Below are 14,972 nucleotides of genomic sequence, written 5' to 3'. Positions count from 1 at the left end.
TGGGATTGAAAATTTCCGAATAAAACATAACAAAGCGTGTTTTACCTTTTTAAATTCGGTTTAAAGATGCATTATTACCAACTCTTTTACCAAATAAACACGATAAAAAACGCTTTTATACGATGATAATACCATGATACTTATATAAAAATATGAATATTTTTTTTCAAGAACTAAAGAATTTTAAGCTCTCAATTGTATTAGGAAGATTATAAACTTTAAGGGCATCTAAATTGCTGTTTTCATTACTTAATGCTAGTGATGCGATGTAGTCATCATTCAATTTAAAACTCAATACATTTAGGCTTTTAATACCATTCACTAATTTTGAATCCACTATATGAGATCCTTCCAAAGCTGGAATTTGAGGTAAATAATCACTAATGCCTTGTCCTGTTGCTTTTACTATTGATTCTTTACGCGTCCAAAAATTGTAAAACGCATGCGTTTTGTTAGGCGCATTTAATACAGTCTTAATTTCGATATCACTATATATAGAAGGCATCATTTCTAAAAATTCTAAATCTTTACTTAGATATTCTATATCTATTCCTACATCAGAATTGTTTAATGCGATAATCGCAAAATCTTTTGAATGAGATAGGTTAAAATAAATGTTCTTATTTGAGGATATATAGGGTTTTTTATTAATGTGTATTTCTATTTTAATTTCAGAAACATCGCATTTTAAATATTTAGCTAGAATAAATTTTAGTAGACTTCTACATATAATAAATTGATTTCTATCTTTATCGAAATGATATTTTTGTGCACGTTGCATTTCCGAAGTATTCAAAAATAGTTTTAATTCAGGAACTAAATCATAGTAGGAGGAGAGCTTAATTTTAAAAAGACTTAGACCAGCGCTATTTTCATGCAATAAGTTGTATGAGGTTTGATATATTTGCGTTGTTTGGCATACTATATTACTCATAACTGTTTGAATTATGATGATCTAAAACATACTGAAGACTAGTTGCAAAGTCTTGAACATTTTCGGCTTCAAACATATCTACATGATTTCCATCAACCATGTGTTTACGAATACCTTTTAATGGCATGTTTTTCCAACCAAGGTACTTAGGGTCGTGTACAAAATTTATTTCCTCACGAGCTCTAAACAAATCAATCACAATATCTTGAGGTGTTATGGTATAATTAGAAGTTGCAATACTATGATTTTCTGCTAATTTTGAAGATACGTTAAATTGCATTTCATATTGTTTAGCCTTTCCATGTTTTAATCGCAATTTAAGTCCTTTAAATTGTAGCTTTAATAATGCTAGTCGTCGTTTAAAATTCTTTTTACTACTAAACATATTTAGTAATAGATAACCCATTTTACCAATATTGTATATTACACCTAAAACCTTCTTTTTAAAAGGATTTTGGTAATAATAATCTGGAAAAATATAGGTGTCAAATTGTGCTAATATTTTTACTTCTTTACCTTGAGCTTTTAATTGTCGTGCCATTTCATATGCAACTATACCACCATAAGAAAATCCTGCTAATGCATAAGGTCCTTCTGGGTTTGATGCTATAATTTCGCTAACATAATCTGCAGCCATATCATTAATAGAGTCGTGAGGTTGGTCAATACCATTTAATCCTCTTGATTGTAAGCCGTAAACTGGTTGATCTTTATCTAGCCTTTGAGCCAATTCGTTAAATAATAAGACTTGATGGTTAGCACCATGAACAATGTATAAAGGAGGTTTAGAACCCTCAGGTTTTAAGGGAACTAATGAATCCCAAGTAAAAAACTCATGGTCCATATAAGCCGCGAGTTTTTTAATTGTAGAATGTTTTAATAAAGCAACTAACGGAACTCTGTTACCTGTTTCCTTTTCGAGTCGTGCCATCACTTTGACACCTATAAGAGAATGACCACCAATTTCAAAATAATCGTCGTTAATATCTATCTTTTCTAAGTCCAAACAGTCTTTCCAAATATCTAAAATAATTTTTTCGGAAGGAGTTGAAGGTTCAGTAAAACTTGATGCTTTTGTTGGTTTTGGTGTTAGATTTAATAATGCATTACGGTCTATCTTTCCGTTAAGAGTTACAGGAAATTCTTTTAGCACATTAAAGTGTTGCGGAATCATGTGAGTTGGAAGTTTTTCTTTTAAGATCGTTTTCCATGCGTTAATCTCAATTGTGTTTTCATTTCCAATTTCCGAAGCTATTAAATGTGCCACCAAACGATTTTCATTTAATAATACTACTGAAGATTGCACACCTTCTAAGGCGTCTAGAGCTTGTTCAATCTCACCTAGCTCAATACGTTGACCTCTAATTTTTACTTGGTTATCAATACGTCCTAAACAAAGTACATCACCATTGGGTAGTAATTTTGCTAAATCTCCAGTACGATATAATTTGTCTTTGGTATCTGTATTAAAATGATTTGTAATAAACTTATCTGCAGTTAATTCTGGTCGTTTCCAATAGCCATTTGACACACCATCTCCTGCAATACAAAGTTCACCAATAATACCTGGAGCTACTAAATTATTTTCCTCGTTTACTATGTATAGCTGCGTGTTAGCTAGAGGTCGACCAATAGGAATAGAATTACATGTCTCAGTTATTTGCGTCATTGCCGACCAAATCGTTGTTTCTGTTGGTCCATATAAATTCCAAAGTTCATTTACGCTATTTAATATTTTTTGAGCCAGTTCTAAAGGTAACGCTTCTCCTGTAGATATTGCTCTTATTGGTAAATGTTTGTCCCAACCCGAATCTAAAAGCATTTGCCATGTTGCAGGAGTAGCTTGCATCATGGTAACTGATTCATTTGTCATAACATCCAATAACAAACGTGTGTCTTTGGCTGTTTCTTCATTAGTTAATATCAATTTTGCGCCTTTTAATAATGGTGCGAACAACTCAGCCATAGCAATATCAAATGATATTGTGGTTATGGAAATGAGTGTATCTGTTTCTTTAATACCTGGTTTGTCAATAAAACTATATAATAGGTTTACCAAGTTTTTATGAGTTATAGAAACACCTTTAGGTTTGCCTGTAGAACCAGATGTATACAGTAAATACACAATGTTATTTTGATTTATTTCTACGGAAATAGGCTCGCTAGAAAACGTGTTAAGATTTAAAAATAAATCGTCCTGTATTAATACAGTAGCGTTTAAACTTAAAGTTGAAGATACTATAGTTGTTGTAATTAAAAATTTAGCTTCAGAATCGTCTAGCATATAATTTAAACGCTGAATAGGATAACTGGGATCTAATGGGACATAGGCTGCTCCACATTGCATGATTGCTCTTAAAGTAATTATGAGCTCAATAGAACGCGGTAAACAAACACCAACAAAATCTCCAGGACTAATACCTTGCGCTATTAAGCTATGAGTCAATTGATTAACTTTTTGCTCAAGATCTTCATAAGTAATTTGGGTGTTTTCGAACTTTAAAGCTATATGTTTAGGATATTTTATAGCTTGTTCTGAAAGTAATTTATTTAAAGTTTGGTTAGGATAAGTAGCTTTGGTATCATTTAACTTAGTGTAAGCTGAAACATCGATATCAATAATTTTTGAAATTGAAACTTCTGGGTTTTTAACGATACTATGTAAAACACTTTCAAAAGTTTTCATCATGCCCTCTATAGAAGATGGCTTAAACAGAGTTGTATTATACCTCCAACGAAAACAAGGTTTGTCATTAGACATAAATACTTGAAGTTCAATTTCAAATGTTCTATAATTATTTTCATTATGTCTTATTTCTGTTGATAAGTCGTAAAACGAATTTTTACTTTCTATTACATCATCTAATTGAATATTTATAATCACAGGAACCAACGGAACTCTAGATGGATCTCGAGGAATAGACAGTTTTTCTAGTAGATTTCCAAAACTAATAGATTGGTTTTCATAGACTTCAAATAAGTCTTTATTTCTTTGATTTAAATAATCGTTGAAACTTAATTTTGAGTCAACCTTACTACGCAGAGGCAGTAAATTAACCGAATGCCCAATCATTTGCATCATATCATGATTGGCACGAGTAGAACTTATAAGCCCTAAAACCAAATCATTTTGCCCTGTTTGCTTATATAAAAACACTTCAAAGGCAGCGAGTAGAGTGGTAACAATACTGGTAAACATACTAGAGTTGCTATTATTACCAATTTGTTTTAAAGTATGTAAAAGCGTATTATCTATTTCAAAATCTAGATGATTGTTGTTGTAAGTTCTTAATTTAGGTCTTGGGTAATCTATTGGTAATTCAAGTTTTGGAACCGTTTCTTTATACATATTTAACCAAAACTCAACAGAACGTTTATGCGCATTACTATCTGCAAACTTATTTTCTTTATCAGCAAACACGCTAAATCGATCTAGTTTGTTTAATGTTGGTACTTGGCCTTGTGCAAAAGCAGTGTAAAGAGTCGCGAGCTCTTCAATAAATACACTTGTACTTAAGCCATCGCAAATAGCATGATTAACTAAGACAATTAATTCATGATTATGCTCATTTATTTTAACTAGGTTAAACTTTAGTAAAGGTCCATTAATTAAGTCGAATAGATAGTTAACATCATCATTTATAAACGTTTTTATGGTATTCAGTTTGTCTGTTTCAACTTGATTGGAGATGTCATGATATAAAATATTTACATTAAAATCGGAATAGATATGCATGGACTGAAGGTCTTCACTAAAAGAAGATCTCAAAGATTGATGACGTTCTACTAAAGATTGAATCGCTAGTTCTAAAGCGTCATAGTTTAAATGGCCTTCAAACTTAAAAGAGAAAGAAATATTATATCCTTTTTTGGCATCATCACCTCCATAAAAACAATCCGTTAATATTTCAGACTGTGCTCTGGTTGTTTTAATAACTAATTGAGTTCGCTTGTTAACTTGAGTGTTAGTTTTAGGTTTTTGAGAATTTAAATGACTTAGAGATGTGGTTACTTTTGAACTAACAGTAGTTAGAATCGTTTCACTTTCTGCTTCGACGTTTGAGTTCTCACCTAGAAATTGGGCAAGCTGTGAGATTGTTGGATGTTGAAATATTTTGATTAATGGAATCTCTTTGTTTAATTTTTTTCTCAATGAGCCAACGACTCTTTGAGCTAATAATGAGGAGCCTCCCATTTTAAAAAAATTATCCTCAACATGTATAATAGGTATTTGAAGTAGTTCACTCCATATTTTGGCAATATCTTTTTCAAGTTCAGTTTGTGGCAAATTAAGTGCAGTATTAGAATCTGTTCTTTCATATTCTGGACTAGGTAAATTTTTCTTGTCTATTTTCCCGTTTGTTGTTAAAGGGAATTTGTCGACCCACATAAACGTTGATGGAATTTGAAAATCTGGCAAAATTTCACCAAGTTGAGTTCGTATGTTATTTGAATCTCCTTTAAAGTTAAATGGTTGCAAATAAGCAACTAAACTGAGTTCTCCTGCAAGATGATCACTTGTAATTACAACAGAATTCTTAATATTAGGCAAAGAATTTATAGCAGCTTCAACCTCTTTAATTTCAATACGATAACCTCTTATTTTTACCTGATCATCAATACGACCCATATACTCAAGTTCTCCATTAGGAAGCTTTTTTGCAAGGTCGCCAGAGCGATACATTCGTTCTCTTTTATTAAAAGGATTTGGTAAAAATCGCTCATTGGTCAATTCTGGTCGATTGAGGTAGCCTCTAGCCACACCCTTTCCAGAAATATATAGTTCACCAACTACACCTTCAGGTTGTGGGTTTTTAAATTCATCTAAAATATAGGCTGTAAGTGTAGAAATGCAATTACCTATATTAGATTTATTATTTTCTATTTCTTCTTTCCTAATATCTTTATACGTGACATGTACCGTTGTTTCTGTAATCCCGTACATGTTAACAAATTTGATTTTTGGGTATTGAATATACCAACTTTTTAAATGTTTTGGAAAAAGTGCTTCACCACCAAATATGATATAGCGTAGTTTTAAATTTAATGAGCTATCATTTACACTTTCCATTAGGTTAATAAATGCCGATGGTGTTTGGTTTAGAACAGTAACACCTTCTTTTTCTATCATTGAAATAAATTGAAACGGATCTTTGGCAACCATTTGTGGTACAATTATTAATTTACCACCAAATAATAGGGCACCATACATTTCCCAAACGGAAAAATCAAAACAAAATGAATGGAACATAGTCCAAACGTCATTAGCATTAAAATTAAAGAGACCTTGTCCATGAAACATCAAACTAACCACATTTCTGTGCTCAATCATAACACCTTTTGGGTTACCAGTAGTTCCAGAAGTATAAATTATATAACAAAGATCCTCTGGAACAATTTTAACAGCATGATTAAATTCAAGTGAAAGTTCATCTAATTTATTTATAAAATTGTTTATAAAACCATGGTCAATTGTGATTTTACATTGACTATCTTCAATGATATAATTTTTTCTTTTTTCAGGATAATTAGGTTCTATTGGCACGTAGGCAGCTCCAGATTTTAAGATCCCTAAAGCGCAAACAATAATCCATTCACTACGATCAAGCATTACGCTAACTAAATCACCATTTTTTACTCTATGTGAGTCAATAAGGTGATTTGCAAATTGGTTAGAGAGGTTGTCTAATTCGCTGTAGGTTAGTGTTTTGTTTTCAAAACTCACAGCGGTATTATTAGGTGTGCTTTTTACTTGAGCTAAAAATAAATCTATGATATTTTTTTCTTCGGAATAATCTAAAAATTCCTCCTCATTTAAATGATTAATTTTTTCATAAGTTGGCTTAGATGAAGATAGATTTGTGTCGTTTAATTTTAAAGAGGTGGAACTATCAATCTTTGTCAAATTACCGATCTCAATATTTGGATTTGCTACAATATTATGAAGTATATCTTTAAAAGAAGACATCATGTTTTCAATTGTAGTTGTGTTAAACAGAGCAGTGTTATAAGACCATTCTAAAATGAGTTCATCCTCAGTACCTGTGGCATTTAAAAAGAGTTCAAATGCTTCATAAGCTCTAGGATTACTTTTTAACTTATAGTTTAAGCCATTAAAAACCACATCGTTGGTCATACCCATGTCTATATTGAAAACAACTGGAACTAATGGTATTCTTGACGTATCTCTTTCAATATTAAGTCGTTCTAACAGCTGACTAAAACTAAACTGTTGATGATCATAAGCATCAAATATGTCTTCTTTCCTGTTTTTTAAGTAACTGTTAAATGGTGTATTTGGAACTATTTTACTGCGTAAAGGAAGTAAGTTAACGCAATGTCCAACCAAATTATTTTTCCCACTTACTGATTGGCCAGCAGCTGATAAACCTAAAGACAAATCATCCTGACCGGTTTGAAAATATAAAAACACCTCAAAAGCAGTCATGAGTGTGACAACAAAACTTGCCCCAGATTTTATTCCTACTTTTTTTAAATCGGCTACTAATTCATTACTAATAGGAAAATCTAATCGGTTACTTTTAAACGTTCTTATTTTTGGTCTTGGAAAATCGGTAGGCAATGTAACTGTTGGAATCGAGTCTTGATATTGTTTGAGCCAATATTTTTGGGTGTTTTCAAATTCTATACTATTAATAAATTCTTGCTGTTCATCTGCATAGGTGCTAAAATCATTTACTTTGGGAAGCGTGTGATTAGTATTCGTAACAGCAGCAGAGTAGAGGTTTCCAATATCTTGAAGAATAATACCCATTGACCAACCATCACAAACGATATGATGAGCAGTAATTATGAGTTGATGTTCTAATTCCGATAGTTTTAATAGTCCAAACTTAATTAGTGGTCCTTTTGCAAGGTTAAATGAATAATGAGCATCTCTAGATAAATAACCAGATACGCTTCTATCTTTTTCTAAAGGCGTATAATTTGAAATATCTTGAAAAAAAGGAACAATAGATATTTCATTTAAAACACTTATAAACAAGCCATCTGGACTAAAAGTAGATCGTAATGCTTCGTGTCGTTTTACTAAATCTTGTATGGCAGTTTCTAAGGCATTTATATTCAAATTACCTTTTAAAATAAGAGAAACTGACTCATTGTAAGCTCTATTTGCATCTTCTCCGCCTAATGAACAACCAATCCATATTTCTGCCTGTGATGCTGTAGTATGTATTACTTTTTCAATTATAGGTCCAGCAAAAGGATTGAAAGAGACTGTTTTGGTTTGAGAAGTTGTAGATATTTTGTTACTCATTTCAATAATCTTGTACGTTTACTTTAAAAAATATTAATTAGAGTTTGCTCTGCAAATCTATTTGAATATATTCTCCAACCTTATCTTTATTAGCTACAAACCATGCTGGGTTTCCTGATTCGTCCATTCCTAAACGCGCACCTTTTACAGGTGGTTGATTTAATTCTTTAGTAAATGTTTTTTGACCATTTAATTTTGATTCATTATTAAAAAAACCTGCTGCTATAAGTTCATCTACACATGCTTTAAACGTATTAATTAAATATGTTAGATCGTCTTCGGTATAAGCTTCAGTTATATAACAAGGGAATCCATCCCAAAGGTGAATTCCTTTTTCTCGCATTAATACAAATACTAATTCGGCATATGGTACATCTTCTAACATTCTCAATTTCCATAAAGAACGATAGTGCATTATTTCCATAGGAAGATTGTGTGATTTAAAATAACCATTCATTGCAGAAGCAAAAACGTCAATTTTTCTTGATAATTCATCTTGCAGCGCAACACCTTTCGCTTTCATATGTAATAAAGAAGCTTTACAAGTTGCTAAAGCAAGAGGGTGACGTACAAATGTTCCTGCAAAATACGTAACTCCAGCTTCTGGAAACGAGTCGTCTCCAAATTGCCAAAATCCACCATCTAGCGCATCCATACAGCGTTTACTACCTACTATTGCACCTATAGAAATTCCTCCACCAATCACTTTTCCGTAGGTACCAATATCAGCTTTTATGCCAAATAATGCTTGTGCACCACCTGGATGCATTCTAAAACCTGTGATAATTTCATCAAAAATTAATACTGAGTCAGCTTCCGTAGTGATTTTTCTAACGTCTTTTAAAAATTCTACTGGTCTAAAATCTGGTCTACGACTTTGCACTGGTTCTACTAGAACTGCCGCAATTTCATGAGCTCGTTCTTTAATTATTGCAAGACTCTCTTCAGTACCATAATCTAAAATTAGCATATTTTGAACCGCTTCTGGTAAAATACCTGAGGCAGCTGGAAATGATTTTAATTTCTTCGAACCTCTAACAAGAACTTCATCATTAATACCATGATAAGAGGTTGTAAATGCTACAATAAGTGAACGTCCAGTGACTGTTCTTGCAATTCGCATGGCTCCTAATACGGCTTCAGAACCTGTGTTACATAATGCTGCGCGATCTTGATTTGTGAATTCACAAAGTAATTCACAAACCTCACCAGCTAATGGATGTTGAGGGCCAACCTCAAAACCTAGTTCTACTTGTTCATGTATGGCATCTTTTATAAAATCCGGCTGATGACCAAATAAACAGGCTCCAAAACTATTTAAAACATCTAGATATTCGTTGCCATCAATATCCCAAAGGCGACTACCAGAAGATTTATTGACTACAATAGGGTAAACCAACTCTTTGGTTAAAGGCTTAAATCCTGAAACCACTCTAGGATCAGACATGTGAGCACGATGTTTTTGAGTATAGGCTTTACTACCTGCTGTTTTTTTATTATAACTTATAATTAGATTTTCTAAAAATTCTTTTTGATTATGAGTAAGTTCCGTTGATAATTTTTCTATTCTAGGAGTTGCTCCAAATGGTTTTTGATGTTCTTTCTTTTCTTCTTCAGAAAGGAGTTCTGTTGCTACATCATTTGGCGAAGTCATCATTACAGGTTTCGAGACATCACTAGTTGTAACAGATGTGGCTGTAGTGTTATTTCCTTGAAGTAATTCTATCTGTTGTCCTAATAGCTGAATTTGTTGTGCTATTAGGCTTAGTGCAGTATTTTGGTTAGGGTTGTTGGTTACATTCAAATTTTGCGGTACAGGATTAAACGATGCTACATTATTTGCAACTGGTGCAATAGGATTAATTGTTGGAGTAGGAGCCATAACGTCTTTTGGTAGCACAGTATCTAAATGAGCTGCTAACAAATCTGGCGATCCAAATTCATCATTTAATTGTCGAAATGAAATAGGTGTATTAAATTCATTTTTTAAATTAATAGCCATTTGGGTGAGCACTAAAGAATCTAAACCAAGTTCTAAAAAACTTTGATTAAATTCACTAGTTCCAATTTCGATTCCAGAATTATTTTCTACAAGTTCTGCTATTTTATTAAGAATTATGGGTTTTCTCATAACTGTTGTATTGGCATTTGATAACGGTTCTACAGCGTGATGTTCTGTATTTAGATGTATCGTATTTTGATTTGTATTATTTGCAGGTTGTACTTTTATAAGATCTACCCAACACGGTTTACGATCAAAAACATATGATGGTAACCACACTTTTTGTCTGGATTGACCTTTATAAAATAATTTCCAATTGGGTTCTACACCATTAACCCATAAATCACCTAAGGCACTTAAAACGGTATGGTGTGCGGTTTCGTTGTTCTTCGGAAATGTTAAACTCGCAATAGAGGCTAATGATTTTAAGCCTTTCTTTTGCATTGACAATGTGGTTAAAGCTCTACCTGGACCTACTTCTAGTAAGACAGGATCTTCTAGTGCTAATACCGTTTCCATAGCACCAGAAAAATTCACAGTTGCTCGTAAATGGTTTGTCCAATATTGAGTACTAGTAGCTTCAGCGTCTGTAAGCCATGTTCCAGTTACTGTAGACACTATTGGCAGACGTGGTATATTAAGTTTTATTTTACTGACTTCGGCTTCAAAAATATCTAAAACTGGATCCATCATGGTAGAATGAAAGGCATGACTGGTCAATAATAATTTATTAGCAATATTTTGTTTATCTAAAAGTTGAGCAAAGTCATGAACATCATCATCTGGTCCTGAAATAACTATTAATTTATCAGAATTTATCGCTGCAATTGATAAAGTTTTTGGGATTAAATGTTCTAGTTCGTCAATTGTTGAACGCACAGATAGCATACTACCACCAGGAAGTTCACTCACTAATTTTCCTCGTATTGTAATTAAATGCAACGCCTCGTCTAAGCTAAAAATCCCAGCCAAATGAGCAGCAACAAATTCGCCTATACTGTGTCCGCATAGTAAGGTAGGCTTAATTCCCCAACTCATCCAAAGCTGAGCGAGTGCATACTCAATAACAAAAAGGGCAGGTTGCGTATATTTTGTATCTTTTAATTGATTGTCTTTTTCTTCAGAATTCGTTTCAGGATAAATTAAGTCTCTAAGATCTTTATGTAATTCCCCTTGTAATAATTTAGCACATTGATCAACGGCATCTTTAAATACTTTTTCTTCGGAATAAAGCGATTTACCCATTTGAAGGTATTGAGAACCTTGTCCAGGAAATAAAAATGCCAGCTCACTAGGAGCAACTTTCAGTTCTCTCGTTTTTATTAGAGTATTATTCTCTTTTAATAGATTTTTGCTAGCATCATCAATAGTTCCAGAAATAGAGAAACTTCTATGAGCAAATGATTCTCTTGTTTCATTTAAGCCATGTGCAACATCAGCGAGTGCAACATTAGACTCTAATTTTAGAAATTCACCTAGTGCTTTTTGATAAGCTGATAGGCTATATTCAGAGTTTGCAGACCAAGTTAATAACTGCAACGGTCTTCCTAAATTTGAAGGTTTTAATTCATTTTCATATTCTTCAACAATCATATGGACGTTGGTGCCACCAACACCAAAAGAACTAATTCCTGCTTTTCTTGGTTTATCAGATTTCCATTCATTTAATGTATGGTTCACATAAAACGGACTGTTTTCAAAATCTATAGATGGGTTTGGATTTTCATAGCCTAATGATGGTGGAATTTGATGATGTTTTAGAGCTAAAATAGTTTTAATCACACCTGCAACACCTGCTGCAGCTGTTAAATGTCCCATATTACTTTTAATAGATCCTATAGCACAATATTGATTAACTTCTTGTTTACCAAAGGCTAATTTGAGGCCTTCTATTTCGATGGGATCACCAACTGGAGTTGCTGTTCCGTGGGTTTCGATATAGCTAATTTCCGAAGCATCAATAGCTGCATCAAACAAGGCATTTGCAATTGCTCCAGCTTGACCTTCTACACTTGGCGCTGTAAAACTACCTTTATCTCCACCATCATTGTTTGTACCAATGCCTTTAATAAGACCGTGAATAACATCACCATCTCTTTGCGCATCGTCTAAATTTTTAAGAAGTAAAACACCAGCACCATCACTAAAAACAGTTCCTTTTGCATTTTCGTCAAAGGGACGACAGTGGCCGTCTGGACTCATTATAGAGCCTTCTTGATATAGATGTCCGCTATTAATTGGAGTTGTAATACTAGAGCCTCCAGCCAAAGCGACATCGCAACGACCGTTTCTAATGGCTTCTGCAGCTTCGGCTATGGCTAATAAAGATGTGGAGCAAGCCGAGTGAATTGCTACAGCAGGACCTTTGAGGTTTAGATGATAAGCTGTTCGCGTTGCAATATAATCTTTCTCATTAATTGTGCTCGCTTGAAAACTACCAATTCTATCTATGACGTTTTTATTAGGAAGAATATTATTTTTATAATACATGTTCATTCCTGTACCTGCATACACACCAATGCTTCCATCAAAATGTGTTGGAAGATATCCTGATTGTTCTAAAACTTCCCAAGCTATTTCTAAAAACAATCGTTGTTGAGGATCCATAGCTTCTGCAACTTTTGGATTTATACCGAAAAAGGCTGCATCAAAAGTTTTAACAGAAGGCACAACACCTCGAGCTCTTATGTAAAGTGGATCTTTCTTGATTGATTCTGAAATACTAAAATCCAGTTCTTCTGGTGTAAAAAATGAAATAGTTTCTTTGCCATCTCTTAAAACGTCCCAAAGTTCTTGAATTGTATTTGCACCAGGAAAGCGTCCTGCCATCCCAATAATGGCAACATCTTGAGATGAGTTATTTCTCTTTTTTGAAGTGCTTGGTTTAAGTTTTGTTTCTTTGTTTGGTTCTAAAAAGCTAGATAATTCTGAGACTGTAGGATGTTGGTATAGTTTTATAATTGGAATGTCATACTTATAATTTAATCTCAAGTTAGAAACCGTTTTTTGGGCTAGGAGCGAAGTGCCTCCCATTTCAAAGAAGTTATCTAACATTCCGATTTTTGGAATTCGTAAGATATTAGACCAGATTTTGGCTATGTTTTTCTGAATTTCTGTAACTGGTTTTTTGTACAAAGGAGCTGTGCTTGGTCTCTCGTATTTTGGTAGAGGTAAAGCTTTTTTATTGACTTTTCCGCTAGATGTCTTCGGAAATTCTTTTACCCAAATATAGTGTGACGGTAACATATAATTTGGAAGAACAGCGTTTACTTGTTCTCTTAAATTTGGTACATCTTGTGATGCATCATGAGATTGTAAATAAGCTATTAATTGAGCTTGATTAGATAAATGCGTCGTTGCAACAACTACTGCGTTTTGTATAAAAGGAAGCTTATTAAGTGCAATTTCTACTTCACCTAGTTCAATTCTATGACCACTAATTTTTACTTGCTCGTCGTCTCTACCGAGAAATTCAATATTCCCGTCTGGTAAAAAACGTGCGATGTCTCCAGTACGATACATTCTAATAAATGAGGCATCAGGACGTTTTAAAATTGAAAATTTCTCTTTGGTTAAGTTTTCGTTTCCCATATAGCCTTCAGCAAGACACTCACCTGTAATGCAAAGTTCTCCAGTTTCACCGTTTGTAACGATTTGCTGGTGTTTATCGAGAATATAAATTTTTGTGTTATCAATGGGTTTTCCAATGTTGGGTAATGCTGGCCATGTTTCGGGATCACCTTCAAGTTTTAGTTCTGTGACGACATGGCACTCTGTAGGACCGTATTGATTATACAGTGTACAGTTTTTGAGTGCTTTAAAAAAAGTTTTTACCTGAGGTGTTATTTTTAGTTGTTCTCCAGCAGTCATGATTTCTTTCAAACTGGTAGGAAAAAGATTGAGGCTTACAGCGGTTTCTGCCAAAGTTTGTAACGCTACAAAAGGCAGAAATAGTCTGTTTACCGCTTGTTGCTCAATTAACTTGATGAGCTCAACCATATCTTGTCGTTGCTCTTCATTGATCAAAACAAGCGTTCCTCCATTGCTGAGCGTCGCCATAATTTCTTGGAATGACACATCAAAACTTAGTGGTGCAAATTGAAGTGTTCTTGTGCCTTTTGTAGCTTGAGAGTTTTTGTTTTGCCAATTAATAAGGTTTGTCGTTGCACCTTGTCCCATACAAACGCCTTTAGGTTCACCTGTAGATCCTGATGTGTACAACATGTAAGTGCCATGTTTAGACATGTCGTCTTGCTTCTTTAAATTAGAAACAGTTTGTGTTTCTTGGATGGGGAGTTGGAGTAATCCCATTTCCGAAGATATTTGAAATTCTTCAGGAGTTGTTAAGCAAAAATTAAGATTAGAATTGTTTATTATTTTTAGAATTCGGTCTTTAGGATAATTAAAATCTAATGGGAGATATGTTTTTCCTGCTTTTAATATGGCAAGCATAAAAACGATTTGATCAATACCTCTTGTTGTAGATAGACCAATAATGTTATCGTTTTTGGCATATTTTATTATTGCGTTATATACTACTGTTACTTTGTTTTCTAATTGGTTGTAGGTTATACTTGTATTATTAGATATAATACTTAAGTCATCAGCATAATGTTTCGCTGATTTTTCAAAAAGTAAATATGTAGAATTGGGCGTATTCATTTCTCAAAATTATTTGCGTTAAAGATAACCATTTGGTAATGATTATAATTGATCATAAGTTATAAAACTTTAGACTTAAAACCTTATTTAAAAAT

At 33.3% G+C, this 14,972-nt stretch carries 3 protein-coding genes; all 3 read right to left on the bottom strand.

The window, feature by feature from the left end; translation table 11 throughout:
- Positions 1–166 precede the first annotated feature (166 nt).
- Genes TD29_RS15400 through TD29_RS15390 form a run of 3 tightly spaced genes read right to left on the bottom strand, consistent with a single transcriptional unit; the run spans position 167 to position 14,877 of the window.
- Positions 167–934, bottom strand: coding sequence for a 4'-phosphopantetheinyl transferase family protein (locus tag TD29_RS15400; RefSeq protein ID WP_040281918.1), 768 nt, complete (start codon positions 932–934; stop codon positions 167–169).
- Positions 927–8,213 carry an amino acid adenylation domain-containing protein gene (locus TD29_RS15395; RefSeq protein ID WP_040281915.1) on the bottom strand — a complete coding sequence of 2,429 codons (7,287 nt, stop codon included), beginning with the start codon at positions 8,211–8,213 and terminating at the stop codon, positions 927–929. Before TD29_RS15395 ends, TD29_RS15400 begins: the two co-directional genes overlap by 8 nt.
- Before the next feature lie 37 nt (positions 8,214–8,250).
- Entirely contained in the window at positions 8,251–14,877 is a 6,627-nt protein-coding gene (locus TD29_RS15390; protein ID WP_040281912.1) for a type I polyketide synthase, read from the bottom strand.
- Positions 14,878–14,972 lie beyond the last annotated feature (95 nt).

This window comes from Psychroserpens damuponensis (assembly GCF_000826655.1).
GTDB classification, from domain to species: domain Bacteria; phylum Bacteroidota; class Bacteroidia; order Flavobacteriales; family Flavobacteriaceae; genus Psychroserpens; species Psychroserpens damuponensis.
This window is presented reverse-complemented; position numbering and strand designations above follow the sequence as displayed.

Excerpts from the sequence above, each read along its gene's own strand:
- TD29_RS15400 (WP_040281918.1), bottom strand. The coding sequence starts at position 934 with ATGAGTAATATAGTATGCCAAACAACGCAAATATATCAAACCTCATAC.
- TD29_RS15390 (WP_040281912.1), bottom strand. The coding sequence starts at position 14,877 with ATGAATACGCCCAATTCTACATATTTACTTTTTGAAAAATCAGCGAAA.
- TD29_RS15395 (WP_040281915.1), bottom strand. The coding sequence starts at position 8,213 with ATGAGTAACAAAATATCTACAACTTCTCAAACCAAAACAGTCTCTTTC.